The sequence below is a fragment of the Lysinibacillus sp. EB106-09-02-XG168 genome, from assembly GCF_058791475.1.
On sequence record NZ_JBYTDN010000003.1, the window covers coordinates 1,010,588 to 1,031,138 of the forward strand.

Below are 20,551 nucleotides of genomic sequence, written 5' to 3' on the forward strand. Positions count from 1 at the left end.
TGATGGTGATAGCTTTTTTATGGCTGGAAGTTGACGGCGGAAAAAGAGCGGTCGACGGATAGAACTGTCAGAGTGACAGAAGAAAGACAGGCCGACGGATTGAACAGCCAGAGCTACGGAAAGAAAAGCCGAAGCGACGGAAAGCACACCCAAATCAAAGCAAAAATCAACCCTACAATATGGTGATGACTCATATTTTCATGCTATATTAGTTATTCTGAGATGGCTGTTATGGTAGAATAGGTTAGATGTTGAGCGAACGGAGGAGTGTCTGTGTATAAATATTATGGATTGGCCGCATTCGTGATTCTTTTAGATCAATGGACAAAGTGGCTAATTGTGAAAAATATGGAGTTTGGTGAACGAATTTCAGTATGGGATCCATGGTTTGGGATATTGTCTCATCGAAATAGAGGAGCAGCATGGGGAATGTTAGAAGGCCAAATGTGGTTGTTTAGCATTATCACGATAGGTGTTATTTGTGCCGTTCTATACTTTTATCATAAAGAGGCTAAAGGTAAACCGATTTTTCAAGTTGGCCTAATGCTTTTATTAGGTGGAGCTATAGGGAATTTTATTGACCGTATATTTAGAGGTGAAGTGGTCGATTTTGTAAGTGTATTAATTCCAGTAATTAATTATGATTTCCCAATCTTCAATATTGCGGATGCCGCTTTAACAATGGCGGTAGTAATATTAATGATTGGCATAATAATGGAAGATAAAAAAGGAAAGAAACAGGTGAAATAATGACGCAAGTATCATATACAATGGAAGAACAACAAAAGGGAGAGCGCATTGATAAGGCGCTTTCGAGTGTGCAATCAGAGTGGTCGCGTACACAAATTGGTAATTGGATTACTGATGGAATTATTAAAGTAAATGGAGAGACTGTAAAGGCGAAGTATAAGGTAAAAGTAGGGGATGTTGTAGAAATCGATGTACCTGAAGCGGAACCATTAGATGTCATTGCTGAAAACTTAGATCTTGATATTGTTTATGAGGATGCGGATGTCCTTGTTGTAAATAAACAAAAGGGTATGGTTGTCCATCCAGCGCCTGGACATATGACGGGTACACTCGTTAATGGTTTAATGTATCATTGTAAGGATTTATCGGGTATCAATGGCATTATGCGTCCGGGAATTGTGCATCGTATAGATAAAGATACATCAGGATTATTGATGGTGGCTAAAAATGATGCAGCTCATGAATCGTTAGTGAATCAGTTAGTTAATAAAACAGTGACACGTAAATATACTGCGCTCGTTCACGGGCATATTGCACATGATAAAGGAACAATTGATGCACCTATTGGTCGAGACCAAAAAGATCGTCAAAAACAAGCAGTTGTCGACAACGGTAAGCATGCAGTAACCCACTTCCAAGTTATCGAACGCTTTGGCGACTTTACTCTAGTAGAGTGTCGTTTAGAAACAGGACGTACGCACCAAATTCGTGTTCATATGAATTATATTGGATTCCCACTTGTTGGTGACCCAAAATATGGACCAAAGAAGACAATTGACTTTGGTGGACAAGTATTACACGCAGGAGTATTAGGCTTTGATCATCCTGCATCAGGTGAATATTTGCAGTTCGAAGCGCAAATTCCTGCTGATTATGAACAATTATTACTAGATTTAAGAAATAGGGATTGACGTATAGATAAAGAAGGTCTATACTAACGAAAGTGAATGAACAACTTAACTAAATATTCACCTTTAATGGCAGTCCAGAGAGGCTGAGAAGGTACATGTGAAAGTGTTGTGAAAAATTTGTGCTGCAAATTTTTTTAACACGCTATTTAAACACGTATATAACCCTCTCAGGCTATTCGCCTCGAGAGGTTTTTTTATGGACACATGACCCAATAATAGATAGAAGAGAGGAGGAAACTTACATGGCACAAAATGAGTTATTAGATGGCCCATCTATGGCAAGAGCGTTAACACGCATCGCACACGAAATTATTGAACGCAATAAAGGGATCGACGAATGTATTCTAGTTGGTATTAAAACGCGGGGTGCCTTTCTTGCAAGAAGCCTAGCAGAACGAATTGAAAAAATTGAAGGCAAACCAATCCGTACGGGGGAGCTTGACATCACTCTTTATCGAGATGATTTAACGACAAAGCATGATAATGAACAGGCACATGTTGAGCAAGTCGATATCGATTATGAGGTCGTCAATCAAAAAATTATTTTAGTCGATGATGTACTCTATACGGGACGAACAGTACGCGCAGCGCTAGATGCAGTGATGGATCTAGGGAGACCAGGTCAAATTCAACTTGCAGTACTGATCGATAGAGGGCATAGAGAGCTACCAATAAGAGCTGATTATGTTGGTAAAAATGTTCCGACATCTGGAGCTGAACGTATAGTCGTAAATTTACAAGAAGTAGATGGAGAAGATTGCGTCATTATTTATAAAGAAGACTAACTTAAAGTGAGGAAACATTATGTCAAATGCAGTATTAGATGTTAAAGATAAACCGACCCCAGTCCAACTAGTGACATTAAGTTTCCAGCACATGTTCGCCATGTTTGGGTCAACGATCTTAGTTCCTCAGTTGGTTGGTCTTAGTCCAGCTATTGCCCTATTAACGAGTGGGATTGCTACACTGTTCTTCTTATTAATTACGAAATTTCAAGTACCTGCTTATTTAGGATCATCATTCGCCTTTATTGCGCCGATTTTACTAGCGGCAGGTGGCTTAAATAAAGATGGTTCCAGTGTAAATCCTGGTCATGCAATGATTGGTGCTATGGCAGTAGGGATTACATATGGCATCGTATCCCTTATCATCTGGAAAAGCGGCTATAAATGGATTATGAAAATTTTACCACCGATTGTGGTGGGCCCTGTCATTATGGTAATTGGTCTTGGACTATCAGGGACAGCGGTCAATATGGCGATGAATGTAGACGATAAATATAACTTTTTACACTTCTCAGCAGCGCTAGTGACTTTATTTACAGCCATTATTTTCACGATTGCCTTTAAAGGCATTTTAAGCACAATGCCAATCTTGATTGGCTTAATCGTAGGATATGTTTACTCAATGATAATCGGTATAGTTGATTACTCACCGATTGCGAAAGCTGATTTCTTTGCACTACCTGACTTCTTAATCCCAGGTGTTCACTATGAGTTTGAAATCACAACAACGTTACTCCTAACGATGGTGCCAATCGTTATCGTAACGATTTCCGAGCATATTGGTCACCAGTTAGTATTAGGTAAAGTGGTCAATCGAGATTATATTAAAGAGCCAGGCTTACATCGTTCGTTATTAGGGGATGGACTTGGAACATTTATTAGTGCACTAATCGGTGGTCCGCCGAAAACAACTTACGGTGAAAATATCGGTGTCCTTGCGATCACACGAGTTTACAGTGTGTATGTCATTGCAGGTGCAGCAGTCGTAGCCATTTTACTGTCATTCTTCGGGAAAGCAATGGCAGTTATTGCAACAATTCCAACAGCTGTACTTGGTGGAGTTTCCATCTTACTCTTCGGTATAATTGCAGCAAGTGGATTACGAATGTTAGTGGATAACCATATCGACTTTGGTAATAGTCGTAACTTGGTCATCGCCTCAGTTATTTTAGTCATCGGTATTGGTGGTGCGAAGTTCGTTGTTTCAGAATCACTAAGTATCGAAGGTATGGCATTAGCAGCGATTATCGGTGTTCTTTTAAATGTCATCCTACCAGGTAAAAAAGAAGCGGATGTACCAATACCGCACAATCAAAATATAAATTCATAAAAGTACCTTTTAATGAATTGTCCAGAGAGGCAAAGAAGGGGAAGTTGTAGACAGTCTAAAAGTAGGAATGTATCCTGCTGTAGTTTGTCGCGCCTCCTTATGCCTCGTTGATGACATCAATGAGGCTTTTATTTTACAAAACGTTCATGAAACATACCCTATGGAGGTTACAATGAAGAACTTATTATCGATGGAACATTTAACAATTGAAGAAATTAACCACATTCTAGATCGTGCGCAAGCTTTTGAGAATGGTGAGGCATCATCGTTATCTCGCCCATACAACATTGCAAATTTATTTTTTGAACCAAGTACGCGCACGAAAACAAGCTTTGAAATGGCAGAGCGCAAAGTTGGCTGTACCGTTATCCCGTTTGACGGTAGCTTTTCGAGCGTCTCTAAAGGAGAGACATTGTACGATACGGTAAAGACGTTAGAAATGATTGGTATAGACGCAGTAGTCATTCGAGCAAAGGAAGATGCGTATTACAATGAACTACTAGAAGGTATCGATGTGTCAATTATTAACGGAGGTGACGGCACTGGTCAGCATCCGTCTCAATCACTATTAGATCTTTATACTATCAAAAAAGAGTTTGGTTCTTTTGAAGGGTTAAATGTGACAATCGCTGGTGATATATGCCATAGCCGTGTAGCAAAATCGAATGCGTTAGCGTTACAAAGACTAGGGGCAAATGTTCATTTCCTTTGTCCAGAAGAGTGGCAAGGCAGTTTCGAAGCGCATCATTCTTGGGATGATTTAATCGAAATAAGCGATGTGATTATGTTACTTCGTGTGCAACATGAACGTCATAAAGTAAATAAAAGCTTCTCAAAAGAGGGCTATCATGAAGAGTACGGTTTAACAGTTGAACGTGAGAAACAAATGAAAGAAAAGGCAATTATCATGCATCCAGCACCGGTCAATCGTGATGTAGAAATTGCTTCTGAGCTAGTAGAATGCGAGCGTTCTAGAATTTTCGAGCAAGTTCGAAATGGTGTTTATACACGAATGGCTATTGTAGAAACAATTTTAAAGGGGAGAGAGTAACATGACAAAAGTTCTTCAAAACGTACAAATGGTAAATGAACAAGGCGAGCTACAAACAGTAAATATCGCTATGGTAGACGGCAAAATTACTGAAATAGGTCAACATGTAACTGTAGCAGGCGCAGAAGTAATCGAAGGAAATGGTTTAGTTGTTGCACCAGGCTTTGTGGATGTTCACACACATTTACGTGAGCCAGGATTTGAACATAAAGAAACAATTGCTACAGGTTCAGCATCAGCAGCAAAAGGCGGCTTCACAACAATTTGCGCGATGCCAAATACAAAACCAGTGCCAGATTCAGTAGAAAATATGCAGCTGATTAACGGTCTTATTAAAGAAAGTGCAGCTATTCGAGTACTTCCATACGGCTCATTAACAAGGGACATTTCCGGTGAGGTTCGTACAAATATTGAAGAATTAAAAGCACATGGGGCTGTCGCATTTTCAGATGATGGTGTTGGGATCCAGCTTGCATCAACGATGTATGAGCAAATGAAGGATGCAGCACAGCACGATGTAGTTGTTGTCGCACACTGTGAAGATAACTCATTAATTTACGACGGCGTGATGCATGAAGGGAAACGTAATAAAGAGCTTGGTTTACCAGGAATTCCATCGATTTGTGAATCCGTTCAAATTGCACGAGATGTTCTGCTGGCAGAAGCAGCTGGAGCACGCTACCACGTATGTCACGTATCAACGAAGGAATCTGTACGTGCTGTACGTGATGCGAAAGCAGCAGGAATTCGTGTCACGGCAGAAGTTTGCCCTCACCATTTATTACTTGAAGAAATGGATATTCCATCAGATGATGCAAACTGGAAAATGAATCCTCCGTTACGTGGAATAGATGATAAAGACTCACTTCACGCAGCGCTGCTAGACGGAACGATTGATTGTATCGCTACAGACCATGCTCCACATACAGTAGAAGAAAAATGCTGTGGTATGGTTGGTGCACCATTTGGCATTGTAGGCTTCGAAACAGCATTCCCACTGCTTTACACACAGTTTGTAGAAACAGGGAAATGGACTTTAAAACAGTTGATTGACTGGATGTCTGTAAAGGCAGCTCAAATTTTTGATCTACCATATGGCACATTAGAAGTTGGAGCTTCTGCAGATATGATTTTAATAGATTTAAATAAAGAGCAAACAATTGATGCAGAAGGCTTTGTATCAAAAGGGCGCAATACACCATTCAATGGTTGGACTGCAAAAGGATGGCCGGTCCTTACAATTTTTGAAGGCAATATCGTATACCAGGAGGCAGAGTAATGAAAAAACGTTTACTTATTTTAGAAGATGGCACAGTATTTACAGGTACAGCGTTCGGAAGTGAGCGCGCTTCACAAGGTGAGGTTGTATTCACAACAGGGATGACAGGTTATCAGGAAACAATTTCAGATCCTTCATTCTACGGACAAATTGTAACGTTAACTTACCCTTTAATCGGTAATTACGGTATTAACCGTGATGATTTTGAATCAATCTCACCAGCTATTCGTGGATTCGTAGTCCGTGAATTAGCAAAAACACCTTCAAACTTCCGCTGTGACTTAACAGTAGATGAGTACTTAACATCCAAAGATATCCCAGGGATTGAAGGAATCGATACACGAAAATTAACACGCATTATTCGCAGTAAAGGTTCAGTTAAAGCTATTTTAACAGCGGCTGATGAAGAAGTGAATATGGATGAAGTCGTGGCAAAATTACAGGCAACACCAGCGATTACAAACCATGTACATGAAGTATCGCCGAAAGCAGCATACCCATCACCAGGTCGTGGCAAACGCGTAGTATTAATAGACTTTGGTATGAAACATGGTATTCTTCGTGAGTTAAATAAACGTGATTGTGATGTGTTAGTTGTACCTTACAATACTTCAGCAGCAGAAATTTTAGCGTGGCATCCAGATGGTATCATGCTTTCGAATGGTCCAGGTAACCCTGAAGATGTGCAAGAGGGTATTGAGACAGTACGCAATTTAATTGGAAAAGTGCCAATGTTCGGTATTTGCTTAGGCCACCAAATTTTCTCGCTAGCATGTGGTGCACGAAGCTTTAAATTACCATTCGGTCACCGTGGTGGTAACCATCCAGTAAAAGATTTACGTACGGGCCGTACAGATTTAACATCTCAAAATCATGGCTATGCAATCGACATCGATTCATTAAAAGATACAGATTTAGAATTAACACATATCGCATTAAATGATGGTACTTGTGAAGGTGTACGTCACAAGAAATATCCAGTTTTCACAGTGCAATATCATCCAGAAGCATCACCAGGTCCAGAGGATTCAAATCACTTATTTGATGAATTTATCGAAATGATGGAAGTAGAAGCAGGGAAGGGGAAACAACATGCCTAAACGTACAGATATTGAAACTATTTTAGTAATCGGATCAGGTCCAATCGTGATCGGACAAGCCGCAGAATTTGACTACGCAGGAACACAAGCTTGTCTTTCATTAAAAGAAGAAGGCTACCGCGTTATTTTAATAAACTCAAACCCTGCGACAATTATGACAGATACAGAAATTGCCGACAAAGTATATATTGAGCCAATTACACTGGAGTTTGTATCACGAATTTTACGTAAAGAGCGTCCAGATGCTATCCTACCAACACTTGGTGGTCAAACTGGTTTAAATATGGCCATTGAATTAGATAAATCAGGAATTTTAGATGAGCTTAATATTGAAATTCTTGGTACAAAATTAGAAGCTATCCATAAAGCGGAAGACCGCGATCTTTTCCGTAATTTAATGTATGAGCTAGGTGCTCCAGTACCTGAATCGGATATTATCCATAACTTAGACGAAGCGAAAAACTTTGTAGCGAAAATTGGTTACCCAGTAATTGTTCGTCCGGCCTTCACACTTGGCGGTACAGGCGGCGGTATTTGCTACAACGATCAAGATTTAGAGGAAATCGTTACATCTGGTCTGAAATATTCTCCAGTAACACAATGTTTGCTAGAAAAATCGATTGCTGGTTATAAAGAAATCGAATATGAAGTAATGCGTGATGCTGCTGACAACGCCATCGTTGTATGTAACATGGAAAACGTCGACCCAGTTGGGATTCATACAGGAGACTCAATTGTAGTAGCACCTACACAAACACTTTCAGATCGTGAAAACCAAATGCTACGTAATATCTCTTTAGATATTATCCGTGCACTGAAAATCGAAGGTGGCTGTAACGTACAGTTAGCTCTTGATCCATATAGCTTCAATTACTATGTGATAGAAGTAAACCCTCGTGTATCGCGTTCATCAGCATTAGCGTCAAAAGCAACAGGTTACCCAATTGCAAAGCTAGCAGCAAAAATCGCCGTTGGTTTAACATTAGATGAAATCAAAAACCCTGTAACAGGTTCTACGTATGCTTGCTTCGAGCCAGCTCTAGACTACATCGTGGCGAAAATTCCACGCTGGCCATTCGATAAATTCGAATCAGCAAAGCGTAATCTTGGTACACAAATGAAAGCAACTGGTGAAGTAATGGCACTTGGTCGTACATTTGAAGAAGCTATGCTAAAAGCAGTGCGCTCTCTTGAAACAGGTCACGTTCACTTAGAGCTGAAACATGCAGAAGAAAATACGGATTCTTGGATTGAAAAACGTATCCGCAAAGCAGGTGACGAGCGTCTATTCTTCATCGGTGAAGCACTTCGTCGCGGTGTAACAATTGAGCAAATCCATGAATGGTCTGCCATTGACTTGTTCTTCTTAAATAAATTCAAAAACATCGTAGATATGGAGCAAACACTTGCTGACAATAAAAACGATAAAGAAGTGATGCGTACAGCAAAACGTCTAGGCTTTGCAGATAAGAAAATTGCCGAGCTTTGGGAAACAACACCAGAAGAAATATATGCATACCGTAAAGAAAATGGCATTATCCCTGTATATAAAATGGTTGATACTTGTGCAGCTGAGTTTGAATCTGAAACACCATACTTCTATGGCACTTATGAAGATGAAAATGAATCGATTAAATCCGATAAGCCATCAGTTGTGGTACTTGGCTCTGGTCCAATCCGCATTGGTCAAGGGGTAGAGTTCGACTACGCAACAGTACACTCAGTATGGGCAATTCAAGAAGCAGGCTACGAAGCAATTATTATTAACTCGAATCCAGAAACAGTATCAACTGACTTCTCAATTTCAGATAAATTATACTTCGAGCCATTAACAATCGAAGATGTAATGCATATTATCGACCTCGAGCAACCAATTGGTGTAGTTGTACAATTCGGTGGTCAAACAGCTATTAATCTAGCGGATAAATTAGCTGCCAATGGTGTGAAAATCCTAGGTACAACACTTGAAGATATCGACCGTGCAGAAAACCGAGACAAATTCGAGCAAGCATTACGTGACTTGGACATTCCACAACCACAAGGTGAAACAGCTGTATCTACGGAGGAAGCTCTTGCGATTAGTGAACGTCTAGGCTTCCCAGTACTAGTTCGTCCTTCATACGTGCTAGGTGGTCGTGCGATGGAAATAGTCTACAATCAAGAGGAATTAAAACACTATATGGAGAACGCTGTAGAAGCATCTCCAGATCATCCAGTATTAGTAGACCGTTACTTAACTGGTCAAGAAATCGAAGTAGATGCCATTTGTGACGGTGAAAATGTATTAATCCCAGGTATTATGGAGCATATCGAGCGTGCAGGGGTTCACTCTGGTGACTCTATCTCTGTATACCCTCCACAAAAATTGACACAAGCGCAAAAAGATACGCTAGTGGATTATACAACTCGCCTTGCAAAAGGTCTTGGCATCATAGGCTTAATGAACATTCAATATGTTATTTCTAAAGGCGAAGTATTTGTCATCGAGGTAAACCCTCGTTCATCTCGTACTGTACCGTTCTTAAGTAAAATTACTAACATTCCGATGGCGAATATTGCAACGAAAGCGATTCTTGGGAAATCAATTGTAGAGCAAGGCTTTCCAACAGGCTTAGCACCAGAGCAAAATGGTGTCTTCGTAAAAGTACCAGTATTCTCATTCGCTAAATTACGTCGTGTTGACATTACACTAGGACCTGAAATGAAATCAACAGGTGAAGTAATGGGTAAAGATGCAACATTAGAAAAAGCACTATACAAAGGCTTAGTTGCAGCAGGTATGGAAATTCGCACAGAAGGCACAGTATTGTTCACAGTGTCCGATAAAGATAAAGAGGAAGCAATTGCACTTGCGAAACGCTTCTCAACAGTAGGCTACCGAATTGTCGCTACTGAAGGTACAGCTCAAGCGTTCGAAGCGGCTGGTGTACGCACAGATGTAGTTGGCAAAATCGGTGCAAAAGGTGAAACATTAATCGATTTAATTCAAAACGGTGAGGCACAGCTTGTTGTCAACACATTAACAAAAGGGAAACAACCGGCACGTGATGGCTTCCGAATTCGCCGTGAGTCTGTAGAAAACGGCGTACCTTGCTTAACTTCATTAGACACAGCAGAAGCGATGGTCCGTGTTATTGAATCAATGACATTCACAGCAGAACAAATGCCAAAAGCGGAGGTAGTACATTAATATGATTCGTCAAGAGAAAATGACGGTCGTCTCTCAAAAGCAAATTGCGACAAACATTTTCGAATTGACACTTCGTGGAGAACTGGTTCAGGATATGACACCTGGCCAGTTTGTCCATGTAAAGGTGTCAGATTCAATGGAGCCGCTTTTACGTCGACCAATTAGTATTGCAAATATAGATAAAGACAACAACGAATTTACAATGATTTATCGCGCGGAAGGTCGCGGAACTAAAGTGTTAGCGACAAATCGTGAAGGGCAGCTTGTCAATGTCCTTGGTCCGATCGGTAATGGGTTCCCGGTAGACGCAGTAAAAGAGGGAGGCACAGCCCTACTAGTTGGTGGAGGAATTGGAGTACCTCCATTACACGAGCTTTCCAAGCAATTGAACGGACGTGGTGTAAAAACAATTCATGTCCTTGGCTTTCAAACGGAAGATGTATGCTTCTACGAGGAAGAATTCAATGCCCTTGGAGAAACACATTATGTAACAGTTGACGGCTCTAAAGGAACTAAAGGCTTTGTGACAAATGTTTTAGAGTCTCGAGCACCGGAGTTCGATGTCTTTTATTCTTGCGGTCCTCTACCGATGTTAAAAGCACTTGAAGGCTTCTATCCAGAAAAAGAAGGTTATTTATCATTTGAAGAGCGTATGGGCTGCGGTATCGGTGCTTGTTTTGCATGTGTATGTAAAACAACAGATCAGGTAGCAAAAGACTATGTCAAAGTATGCTCTGATGGTCCAGTTTTCCCGAAAGGTACGGTGGCATTATGAGTCGTTTAAACATTCTATTACCAGGTTTAGATTTAAAAAATCCAATAATGCCAGCTTCCGGCTGCTTTGGCTTTGGACGAGAATATGCACAGCTTTATGATTTATCAAAGCTTGGCGCTATTATGATTAAAGCTACGACTGTGGAAACACGTCCTGGCAATCCAACTCCACGTGTCGCAGAAACAGCGGCAGGGATGTTGAATGCAATTGGTTTACAAAATCCCGGAATCGAAAAAGTAATGAATGAAGAATTAAAGTTTTTAGAAGCGTATGATGTGCCAATCATTGCAAATGTTGCAGGTACAGAGACAGCGGATTACGTAGAAGTAGCACAACGCATTTCTACTGCACCAAATGTAAAAGCATTAGAGCTTAACATTTCTTGTCCGAACGTTAAATGCGGTGGTATTCAATTTGGTACAGACCCTGCAACTGCACGTGAGCTAGTGAAAGCTGTCAAAGCTGTTTCTGAAGTACCTGTTTACGTGAAATTGTCTCCTAACGTAACGAATATCGTAGAAATTGCTCAAGCTGTTGAAGCGGGTGGTGCAGATGGCATTACAATGATAAATACACTAATTGGTATGCGTTTAGACGAGCGTACAGGTAAGCCGGTGATTGCCAATGGTACAGGCGGCTTATCAGGTCCTGCCGTAAAGCCAGTGGCGATTCGTATGGTCTATGAAGTGTATAAGGCTGTCAATATTCCGATAATTGGGATGGGTGGCGTGTCAGAAGCACAGGATGTTATAGACTTTATGTCGGCCGGCGCATCTGCAGTTGCTGTAGGAACAGCAAACTTTGTGGATCACTTCGTTTGTCCAACTATAATTGATGATCTACCAGCAAAGCTCGATCAATTAGGAGTAGAGCATATTTCAGAAATTATCGGAAGGAGCCACCGTTCATGAATACAAAACCAATACTTGCACTAGATTTCCCTGGAGAAACAGAAGTAGTCAACTTTCTAAAGCATTTTAATGAGCCACTTTTCGTGAAAATTGGTATGGAATTATATATGCAGGAAGGTCCAGATATTGTCCGAAAAGTAAAAGATCTAGGTCATGATATTTTCCTTGATTTAAAGCTACACGATATTCCTAATACAGTTGGCTCTGCTATGAAAGGTCTAGCAAAATTAGGTGTAGATTTAGTCAACGTTCATGCGGCAGGCGGACGTCCGATGATGGAGGCAGCACTTGAGGGGCTAGAAGCGGGTACTCCTGCAGAGCGTAAACGTGCGGCGTTAATTGCCGTAACACAGCTTACTTCTACAACAGAAGAGCAAATGCAAGGAGAGCAAAAAATTGCTTTATCTCTACAGGAATCTGTATTACATTACGCAAGCTTAACAAAACAAGCTGGTTTAAATGGTGTTGTCTGCTCCGTACATGAAGCAAAAGCGATTGCTGAAGTGTGCGGTGAAGATTTCTTACGTGTGACACCTGGTATTCGATTAGCGGGTGGCGACGCACACGATCAAAAGCGCATCGCAACACCAGACGGCGCAAAACGTGACGGTTCTTCGTTAATCGTCGTTGGACGTGCCGTAACAGGTGCACAAGATCCAGTAGCAGCATATAAAATCGTAAGTGAATTATGGGAGGCATAAATATGACATTACAAAATGAAATCGCACACGCTATGTTAAAAGTAGGCGCAGTCGAATTAAACCCAACAGAACTATTCACATGGGCATCAGGCATCAAATCCCCAATCTACTGTGACACACGCCTAACAATTTCTGACCCAGTAATTCGTAAGCAATTAGCAAACGGTCTAGCATCTCTTATTAAAGAAAACTTTGGACCAACAGAAATCGTAGCAGGTACAGCAACAGCAGGTATACCTCATGCTGCTTGGGTAAGTGATATTTTAGATTTACCGATGGTTTATGTACGCTCTAAAGCTAAAGAGCATGGCCGTGGTAACCAAATCGAAGGAAAATACGCAGCAGGACAAAAAGTAGTTGTAGTAGAAGATATCGTTTCTACAGGAGGCTCATCAATTACAGCTGTAGAAGCCTTGCGCGCAGCAGGCTGTGAAGTACTGGGCGTTGTATGTGTCTACACATACAATCTTCCACGTGCTGAACAAGCATTTGAAGAGGCAGGTATTCAATATGTATCGCTAACAAATTTCGATTATTTAATTGAAGCAGCGAATGAATCAGGCGCTATTCAAGAAGGAGACATTCCATTCTTAAAAGACTGGCATGGAAAGTTAAAAGCAGGCGAGCTTTAATTAAAAGAGGTGGTATGAATTTTTTCATACCACCTTTTCAATTGTTTGTTGAAAAACTATTGCGTCAAAGAAATTAAAGTCTCCTATTAAACAAAGTGTAGTTCTTAGTCAAAACGAGGGGTTGATTTCCGTTCCGGCTGGGCGCTTTGTTGCTGTCGCTTCGCTTTCGCACAGTTAAAACATTTGTTGTTGCTGTCGCTTCGCTTTCGCAAAGAGCAGAGCTTCCTGGGGGAGTCCGATGAGCCGCTTGGGGCAACAGGATGTTGGTCACGAAGGCGTTATCACAGGACGTGATGCTCTTAGCCTTCGTTCCCCTACTTGCTCGCTCCAGGGTCTCGGGCCAACATGATGTTGGTCACGAAGGCGTTATCATAGGACGTGATGCTTTTAGCCTTCGTTCCTCTATATCGCTAATCCCCAAGGAGTCGCCCAGCCTCCACTCCAATCAAAAAGATGACATTCAAACTTTTTAGTTTTATCGAAACACTTTCAGGAATTATCGACCAACTTTCAAGTTTTATTACCCAACTTTTCAATTTTATCGACATCCACCGTCCAAAGCAAAAAAGGATTCATACACAAAACAGTGTGTGAATCCTTTTAAATTTATAGTAATGGTGAAATGAGTCGCATAAGAGATTCAAGCATGCGTTTTTGAATACTTCGCTTTTGAAATGTTGCCCATGTAGTTTCTATGGAGTTTTTAAAATCTTGTTCAAAATCATTCTTAATATCTAGAACCGTATTAGATTCATATAGGACTGCAATGAGTTCATAATTTAGCTCGAAACTACGAATATCCATATTTGCTGTACCAATTGTTGCAACTTCATCATCAACAAGTACAATTTTAGCATGCATAAAAGCATCTTTAACGCGGTAAATGGAAACACCTGCTTTTAAAAGTGGTGTAAAGTATGATTGGGATGCTTGATCGCTAATGATGCTATCGCCTTTCCCAGGATATAAAATACGGACATCTACACCGGAAAGAGCACTCAAACGTAATAATGTTAATGTTTCCTGATCAGGAATGAAGTATGGAGTAGCAATCCAAATGGACTTTTTTGCAGAGCTCATAATTTTCAATAAAGCATTCCGAATACTTGTATCTTCTGAGCTAGGTCCACTTGCAACGATTTGTACAGCACCTTCTGCCTGATGAGTTCCTTGACTTGGAAAGTATGAGTTATCCATAAATTGATTCCAAGACTCAGTATTTAAATTACTAGTGGCATAGAGAAAATCTTCTAGGAAAATGGCCTGTAGTTTATATAATGCTTTTCCTTCTATTTTTAAATGGCTATCACGCCAAATAGGAAACTTCTTCGAACGACCAAGATATTCATCCCCGACATTGAGTCCGCCTGTAAACCCAATTGCCCCATCTACAATAACAATTTTTCGGTGGTTACGATAATTGACGGTTTCTAATAGCCAAGGTGAAAGAATAGAATCAAACTCGACTACTTCAATTCCAGCGTCTTTCATTGGTTGTAAGAAACTCCTACGTAATTTACTACTTCCAAGTCCATCGTAAAGAAAGCGTACGATCACACCAGATTTTGCTTTTCTTATTAAGGCATCTCGAATTGAAGTGCCGATTTCATCGGAACGATAAATATAGTATTGAATATGAATATGATGTGTAGCATTTTCAATCGCTTGTAGGATTTCAGTAAATGTTTCATCTCCGTTTGTTAAGAGTTTTGTTACTGTATCATTAGCAAGAGGACCGCCGCCAAATTTTTGGATAACTCGTGCTAAATAGGTGGATCGTTCATTTAAAGGGCAAGAGGGTTCTAAATTAAAACTTCTTCCTGCTAAAAGTTCACGAAATACCTTTCTTTTTTCTTCTGAACGAGATAAATGTTTCTTTCTTCTCCAGCGACTTCTTCCGAATAGTAAGTACAAAAGTAAACCGATAACAGGGAGAATGGTTAATACTAAAAACCAAGCCAATGTACTTTGCGGGGAACGATTTTCAATAAAAATAATGAAGGCAATCCCAATAAGTGTGATAGGCCATAGTAAGCCGATTAAGGTAGATAAGGGAATAATGGACTTATTTAAAAATATGAGCATAATTGCTGCTATTGTAAATACAAATAGCAATTGGACAACGCGATTTTTCATATGTATACATTTTCACCTATTCTTTTTAATTTTTAGAAGTTGTACTTTAATAGTTGTATCATAGAATGTTTTCTTTTTATTTACAATATAGACACTTCCACGTTAACGGATATTGTAAGTAATGAGCAAATCTATATAGCTAATAACAATTGTTCCTCTACTATGAATCTAAAATCATTAATAGGATCATTCTGAACCCTTTAGTGCAAATATAACTCGGCATATTTGTTGCTACCGCTACGCACTCGCACAGAAAACATTTGTAGCAGACGCTTTGCTTCGCTACAGAAAACATTTGTAGCAGACGCTTTGCTTCGCTACAGAAAACATTTGTAACTGCTGTTTCACTTATGTTACAAAAAATAGTTGCTGAGAGAAGTTGGATTTTCTCAATAGTAATTCTCCTAAATGATAAATCAACTTAACGGAAAATAATAATTAACAATTCATTAAGCGTTATATTTGCCATTTTTGATGTAAAGAATATTTAGAATCTTTGTAACATTGAAATAATTTTATCGAGAAACTAATATTAAAAAATTTATAATTGAATTGTAAGAGGTATGTATTTTTTTATTGAAAAAAAATAGAGGTTTAATATTATTCTAATATAATGAAATGTGTGTATTTTATAATATTAATTATTTTTAATTAAGTAATAAATATTTATTATCAATATAATTATGTTGTTTTTAGGGAATAAAAATAGATTTTTATAAATAATTAACTATTATTTTGCATTAATTGTAATTAAATGTTGAGAAATGAAATAATAAATAATATAAAAAAATGAACTCGATTTCTAATGATTTTGATGATGATGTAAAGTCGAAAATGTATTTATTTTTACAATAATTTTAAAATTCACTTGATTTAATATATTATTTCTAGATAAAATAATGATATGAAAAATTGTCAGATAATTCTTTTGTTGGAATAATAGTTTGGAAATGAGAGTGATTATTAATGACAAAAATTTATATGAATTAAGATGCTAATTATATTCAAGGATAAAACCGTTTTGATTTTTCTGAAAATTGAAATCCGCGGTGATGAAAACATTAAGTAAACAAAAGCAAATTCATTTAAATTGAATGTGGCTCTTAATAAGTTGTTTTTTTTTGATTTGATAGGGAGGTAATCGTGTGACAAATAATCATGAAATGATTATTGAGATTAATAATTTACGTACAAGCTTTCGGCGAGCAGATGAATATTTCGCTGCAGTAGATGGTGTTGATTTGCGCATTCGAAAAAATGAGGTGCTTGCAATTGTAGGTGAGTCAGGTTGTGGTAAAAGTACTTTAGCTACATCGATTGTTGGGTTACATAATCCTATCAACACAAAAATTGAAGGTGAAATATTATATAAAGGTAAAAATTTGGTAGATATAACGGAGCAGCAATATACCCAGTTACGCGGAAGTGATTTCGGTTTTATTTTCCAAGATCCACTGGCAGCACTGAATCCGTTAAAGCGAATCGGTTTCCAAATTGAAGAACCGCTTATATACCATACGGATTTAAATGAAGCACAACGCCGTGAGCGTGCAATGGAGTTATTACAGCAAGTAGGTATACATAACCCGGAACGTATTTATAAGCAATATCCGCATGAATTATCAGGTGGTATGCGACAACGCGTAATGATAGCGACAGCGATTGCATGTAAGCCACCTCTTATTATTGCAGATGAACCAACAACGGCATTAGATGTAACGATTCAAGCGCAAATACTAGATTTATTAAAAGAATTACAAATAGAAACTGAGTCAGGCATTTTGTTAATTACCCATGACTTAGGTGTAGTAGCTGAAGTAGCAGATCGTGTTGCAGTAATGTATGCTGGACAAATTGTCGAAGAAGCATCTGTTATTGAATTATTTAGAAATCCTAAACATCCATATACACGTTCGTTACTGAACTCTATTCCTCAATCCCATAAGGTAAATGAAAAGTTAGAGGTTATTCATGGTATGGTTCCTTCATTATTTAATTTGCCACGTGGAGGTTGTCGATTTGCACCACGTATTCCATGGATAGATGAAAGCGCCCATGAGGAAAATCCAATATTACATGAGGTTGGACCAGAACATTTTGTTCGTTGCACGTGTTGGAAAGACTTTCACTTTAAGAAGGATGGGGGAAAATAATATGAGCTTTATGCAAATTAAAGATTTATGCGTGCATTATCCTATCCGTGGTGGTTTCTTCAATACCATTGTAGATCATGTTTATGCGGTAGATGGCATTAGTATGGAGTTTGAAAGAGGAAAAACTTATGGTCTTGTTGGAGAATCAGGATGTGGTAAATCGACAACAGGTAAGGCGATTATTGGTTTAGAGAAAGTAACATCGGGTCAAATAATCTATGAAGGCCAAGATGTAACGAAAATGCGTCGTAGTGGTAAATCAGGATTTAATCGTGACGTACAAATGATTTTTCAAGATTCTCATTCAAGTATGAATCCAAGAAAACGTATACGTGATGTTATTGCAGAGCCTATTCGAAATTTCCTGCGTTTAAGTGAAGAGGAAGAACGAAAACGAGTAAACGAGCTTTTGGCGATTGTTGGTATGCATGAGGATGCCCAATATAAATATCCACATGAGTTTTCTGGTGGTCAAAAGCAACGATTGGGTATTGCACGTGCTATGGCATGTCGCCCCAAATTAATTATTGCAGATGAACCTGTTTCAGCTCTCGATTTATCTGTACAAGCACAAGTTTTAAATTTTATGCAAGATATACAAGAAGAATTTGGCGTAACGTACTTATTCATTTCACATGACTTAGGTGTTGTAAAGCATATGTGTGATGAAATCAATATTATGTACCGAGGACGCTTCGTAGAAAAAGGCCAAAGAGAAGATATATATAATGATCCACGTCATATTTATACACACCGTTTATTATCTGCAATTCCAGATATTGAGCCTGAAACACGTGTAGAACGTAAGCAAGAGCGCTTAAAAGTAAGTCAGTATTATAAAGAAAATCAGCATAAATTTTTTGATAAAGACGGAAAAGTTTATCCTTTACAATCAATTTCAGATACACATGCTGTTGCATTGGCGTCGATTGAAGGAGGAATGTGATTATGTGGAAAACGGTTCTTCGAAGAGTCATCATCATGGTTCCACAAATTATTATTTTAAGTATGTTAGTGTTTATTATTGCTAAGCTAATGCCAGGCGACCCATTTACAGGTTTAATGGGACCAGAGACAGATCCTAACCGTATTGAAGAGTTACGCGAAGCAGCGGGCTTAAACGACCCATGGTATCAACAATATGCCAGATGGGTGTCAAATGCAGTACATGGCGACTTAGGTAAAAGCTACACATATCAGCGCAGTGTAACATCACTTATTGGTGAACGAGCACTCAATACTTTCTACTTATCATTAGTTGCAATGGTCCTAACTTATTTAATTGCTATTCCATTAGGGCTTCTAGCAGGTCGTTATCAAGATTCTCGATTAGACCGAGGAATCGTGTTTTATAACTTTTTAAGTATGGCAATACCTTCGTTCGTGTTTGGTTTAATTTTAATTTATGTATTCGGCTATAAATTAGGCTGGGTTCCAACATCAGGTTCAGTAGATGTATTAATAGAAAAAGGTACTTTTTCTTACTACTGGGATAAATTGTATCATATTATTACACCTGCTATTACGATGGCGGTTTTGGGGACGTATACAATTATTCAATATTTACGTTCAGAGATTATTGATTCTAAAAATCAAGACTATGTTAAAACAGCACGTAGTAAAGGTTTACCAATGAATAAAGTATATACACGTCACATTTTCCGTAATTCATTAATTCCGATTGCGGCGGGGCTTGGGTTCACTATTACAGGCTTATTAGGCGGAACAATCTTTATTGAAACAATCTTTAGTTATCCAGGTATGGGAGAACTATTCATGTCTTCAATTGCGAGTCGTGACTATAGTGTAATTACAGCACTTATTGTGTTGTATGGTTTCTTGGGGTTACTTGGAAGTATGTTATCAGACATTATTTTAAGCATTGTAGACCCACGAATTCGTATCGACTAACTTGCAAAGAATAGAGGTGACTTTACATGGATAAAACAGAAGAGAAAAAATTAGAAGAACAACATCGCCCAGCTGTAGGTTTCCAAGTTGTTTGGCGCGAGTTTAAAAAAGATAAATTAGCGATGTTTTCATTAGTATTTATAACATTATTAATAGTAGCGGTATTTATTGCTAGTTTTATTATTGATGTAGACGAAATAATGAAAGTTAAATTACTAGGTCGCTTTGCGGAGCCAGGTGTTGATGGATATATTTTAGGTGCAGATGATGCAGGTCGTGATATTTTTGGACAATTAATTATCGGAGCGAAAAACTCTTTAATTATTGCTATATGTATTACGATTATTGCAGCAGTTATCGGTATTGTTATCGGTTTAATCACTGGCTATTACGCAGGTAAAGTTGATCTTGCTATTATGCGAATTATGGATTTCATTATGATTTTACCTAGTTTTATGATTACGATTGCCATTGTTTCAACACTAGAGAAATATTCACCGATCCACATCGTCATATTATTAAGTATGTTTGCTTGGATTGGGAAGGCAAGGTTAATACGTAGTAAAACATTAACTGAGGCTCGTCGAGATTATGTAAGTGCTTCAAAAACGATGGGCACAAGTGACTTCAAAATTATGTTTAGAGAAGTTCTACCAAACTTAAGCTCCATTATTATTGTTAACTTAACATTAAGTCTAGCGGGTAATATGGGTGCTGAAACAGGGCTTTCATTTTTAGGGTATGGCTTACCACCTTCAACACCGAGTTTAGGTACTCTAGTAAGCTATGCAAGAGATCCTGAGATTTTAGTGGATAAATGGTGGATTTGGTTACCCGCAGCATTATTTATTTTAGTAATGATGCTTGGTATAAATTATGTTGGTCAAGCGTTACGACGTGCGGCTGACTCAAGACAACGATTAGGTTAAGGAGGAA

17 protein-coding genes are annotated in these 20,551 nt (G+C 38.8%); 16 read left to right on the forward strand and 1 reads right to left on the reverse strand.

The annotated features are described in order from the left end of the window. Nucleotides 1–273: 273 nt before the first annotated feature. The 12 genes from lspA to pyrE all read left to right on the forward strand — a co-directional run bounded on the left by lspA (nt 274) and on the right by pyrE (nt 13,415). Nucleotides 274–750 (forward strand): signal peptidase II, encoded by a 477-nt coding sequence (lspA, locus tag AC3WSO_RS05710; RefSeq protein WP_079559786.1) that lies wholly within the window; start codon nt 274–276, stop codon nt 748–750. Next, entirely contained in the window at nt 750–1,661 is a 912-nt protein-coding gene (locus tag AC3WSO_RS05715) for an RluA family pseudouridine synthase (RefSeq protein WP_492529448.1), read from the forward strand. The genes lspA and AC3WSO_RS05715 overlap by 1 nt, the downstream gene beginning before the upstream one ends. 242 nt (nt 1,662–1,903) lie before the next feature. Next, the gene (gene pyrR / locus AC3WSO_RS05720) at nt 1,904–2,446 is read left to right on the forward strand and encodes a bifunctional pyr operon transcriptional regulator/uracil phosphoribosyltransferase PyrR (RefSeq protein ID WP_492529450.1); all 543 of its coding nucleotides are present in this window, start codon (nt 1,904–1,906) and stop codon (nt 2,444–2,446) included. A 19-nt stretch (nt 2,447–2,465) separates the two neighbouring features. Beyond that, complete coding sequence (locus AC3WSO_RS05725) at nt 2,466–3,776, forward strand: solute carrier family 23 protein (protein ID WP_492529452.1); 1,311 nt, start codon at nt 2,466–2,468, stop codon at nt 3,774–3,776. Nucleotides 3,777–3,948: 172 nt separating this feature from the next. Further along, entirely contained in the window at nt 3,949–4,827 is an 879-nt protein-coding gene (locus AC3WSO_RS05730) for an aspartate carbamoyltransferase catalytic subunit (RefSeq protein WP_492529454.1), read from the forward strand. A gap of 1 nt (nt 4,828) precedes the next feature. After that, the gene (pyrC, locus tag AC3WSO_RS05735) at nt 4,829–6,106 is read left to right on the forward strand and encodes a dihydroorotase (RefSeq protein ID WP_492529456.1); all 1,278 of its coding nucleotides are present in this window, start codon (nt 4,829–4,831) and stop codon (nt 6,104–6,106) included. Continuing rightward, complete coding sequence (locus AC3WSO_RS05740; RefSeq protein WP_492529458.1) at nt 6,106–7,206, forward strand: carbamoyl phosphate synthase small subunit; 1,101 nt, start codon at nt 6,106–6,108, stop codon at nt 7,204–7,206. Before pyrC ends, AC3WSO_RS05740 begins: the two co-directional genes overlap by 1 nt. Further along, nucleotides 7,199–10,396, forward strand: coding sequence for a carbamoyl-phosphate synthase large subunit (carB, locus tag AC3WSO_RS05745; protein ID WP_492529460.1), 3,198 nt, complete (start codon nt 7,199–7,201; stop codon nt 10,394–10,396). The genes AC3WSO_RS05740 and carB overlap by 8 nt, the downstream gene beginning before the upstream one ends. Nucleotide 10,397: 1 nt before the next feature. Next, the gene (locus tag AC3WSO_RS05750; RefSeq protein ID WP_492529462.1) at nt 10,398–11,171 is read left to right on the forward strand and encodes a dihydroorotate dehydrogenase electron transfer subunit; all 774 of its coding nucleotides are present in this window, start codon (nt 10,398–10,400) and stop codon (nt 11,169–11,171) included. Further along, complete coding sequence (locus AC3WSO_RS05755; RefSeq protein ID WP_492529464.1) at nt 11,168–12,082, forward strand: dihydroorotate dehydrogenase; 915 nt, start codon at nt 11,168–11,170, stop codon at nt 12,080–12,082. Before AC3WSO_RS05750 ends, AC3WSO_RS05755 begins: the two co-directional genes overlap by 4 nt. Next, on the forward strand, nt 12,079–12,783 hold the full coding sequence (gene pyrF, locus AC3WSO_RS05760; protein WP_492529466.1) for an orotidine-5'-phosphate decarboxylase: 705 nt from the start codon (nt 12,079–12,081) through the stop codon (nt 12,781–12,783). Before AC3WSO_RS05755 ends, pyrF begins: the two co-directional genes overlap by 4 nt. Before the next feature lie 2 nt (nt 12,784–12,785). Then, nucleotides 12,786–13,415, forward strand: a complete 630-nt coding sequence (gene pyrE, locus AC3WSO_RS05765) for an orotate phosphoribosyltransferase (protein ID WP_079559797.1) — start codon at nt 12,786–12,788, stop codon at nt 13,413–13,415. 606 nt (nt 13,416–14,021) lie between these two features. On the opposite strand, the gene AC3WSO_RS05770 is transcribed toward pyrE, so the two are convergent. Beyond that, nucleotides 14,022–15,551 carry a cardiolipin synthase gene (locus AC3WSO_RS05770; protein ID WP_492529468.1) on the reverse strand — a complete coding sequence of 510 codons (1,530 nt, stop codon included), beginning with the start codon at nt 15,549–15,551 and terminating at the stop codon, nt 14,022–14,024. 1,163 nt (nt 15,552–16,714) lie between these two features. Between AC3WSO_RS05770 and AC3WSO_RS05775 the strand changes: the two genes are divergently transcribed. Genes AC3WSO_RS05775 through AC3WSO_RS05790 form a run of 4 tightly spaced genes read left to right on the forward strand, consistent with a single transcriptional unit; the run spans nt 16,715 to nt 20,544 of the window. Continuing rightward, a complete protein-coding gene (locus tag AC3WSO_RS05775) occupies nt 16,715–17,704 on the forward strand; it encodes an ABC transporter ATP-binding protein (RefSeq protein WP_492534256.1) in 990 nt (329 codons plus the stop codon). A 1-nt stretch (nt 17,705) separates the two neighbouring features. Continuing rightward, on the forward strand, nt 17,706–18,650 hold the full coding sequence (locus tag AC3WSO_RS05780; protein ID WP_492529470.1) for an ATP-binding cassette domain-containing protein: 945 nt from the start codon (nt 17,706–17,708) through the stop codon (nt 18,648–18,650). A 2-nt stretch (nt 18,651–18,652) separates the two neighbouring features. Further along, entirely contained in the window at nt 18,653–19,615 is a 963-nt protein-coding gene (gene opp4B / locus AC3WSO_RS05785; RefSeq protein ID WP_492529472.1) for an oligopeptide ABC transporter permease, read from the forward strand. A 26-nt stretch (nt 19,616–19,641) separates the two neighbouring features. Continuing rightward, on the forward strand, nt 19,642–20,544 hold the full coding sequence (locus AC3WSO_RS05790) for an ABC transporter permease (RefSeq protein WP_492529474.1): 903 nt from the start codon (nt 19,642–19,644) through the stop codon (nt 20,542–20,544). Nucleotides 20,545–20,551: the final 7 nt, after the last annotated feature.

Bases quoted from the DNA above. Each gene is read 5' to 3' on its own strand.
- AC3WSO_RS05715 (WP_492529448.1), top strand. From the start codon at position 750: ATGACGCAAGTATCATATACAATGGAAGAACAACAAAAGGGAGAGCGC.
- pyrR (WP_492529450.1), top strand. From the start codon at position 1,904: ATGGCACAAAATGAGTTATTAGATGGCCCATCTATGGCAAGAGCGTTA.
- AC3WSO_RS05725 (WP_492529452.1), top strand. From the start codon at position 2,466: ATGTCAAATGCAGTATTAGATGTTAAAGATAAACCGACCCCAGTCCAA.
- AC3WSO_RS05730 (WP_492529454.1), top strand. From the start codon at position 3,949: ATGAAGAACTTATTATCGATGGAACATTTAACAATTGAAGAAATTAAC.
- pyrC (WP_492529456.1), top strand. From the start codon at position 4,829: ATGACAAAAGTTCTTCAAAACGTACAAATGGTAAATGAACAAGGCGAG.
- AC3WSO_RS05740 (WP_492529458.1), top strand. From the start codon at position 6,106: ATGAAAAAACGTTTACTTATTTTAGAAGATGGCACAGTATTTACAGGT.
- carB (WP_492529460.1), top strand. From the start codon at position 7,199: ATGCCTAAACGTACAGATATTGAAACTATTTTAGTAATCGGATCAGGT.
- AC3WSO_RS05750 (WP_492529462.1), top strand. From the start codon at position 10,398: ATGATTCGTCAAGAGAAAATGACGGTCGTCTCTCAAAAGCAAATTGCG.
- AC3WSO_RS05755 (WP_492529464.1), top strand. From the start codon at position 11,168: ATGAGTCGTTTAAACATTCTATTACCAGGTTTAGATTTAAAAAATCCA.
- pyrF (WP_492529466.1), top strand. From the start codon at position 12,079: ATGAATACAAAACCAATACTTGCACTAGATTTCCCTGGAGAAACAGAA.
- pyrE (WP_079559797.1), top strand. From the start codon at position 12,786: ATGACATTACAAAATGAAATCGCACACGCTATGTTAAAAGTAGGCGCA.
- AC3WSO_RS05770 (WP_492529468.1), bottom strand. From the start codon at position 15,551: ATGAAAAATCGCGTTGTCCAATTGCTATTTGTATTTACAATAGCAGCA.
- AC3WSO_RS05775 (WP_492534256.1), top strand. From the start codon at position 16,715: ATGATTATTGAGATTAATAATTTACGTACAAGCTTTCGGCGAGCAGAT.
- AC3WSO_RS05780 (WP_492529470.1), top strand. From the start codon at position 17,706: ATGAGCTTTATGCAAATTAAAGATTTATGCGTGCATTATCCTATCCGT.
- opp4B (WP_492529472.1), top strand. From the start codon at position 18,653: ATGTGGAAAACGGTTCTTCGAAGAGTCATCATCATGGTTCCACAAATT.
- AC3WSO_RS05790 (WP_492529474.1), top strand. From the start codon at position 19,642: ATGGATAAAACAGAAGAGAAAAAATTAGAAGAACAACATCGCCCAGCT.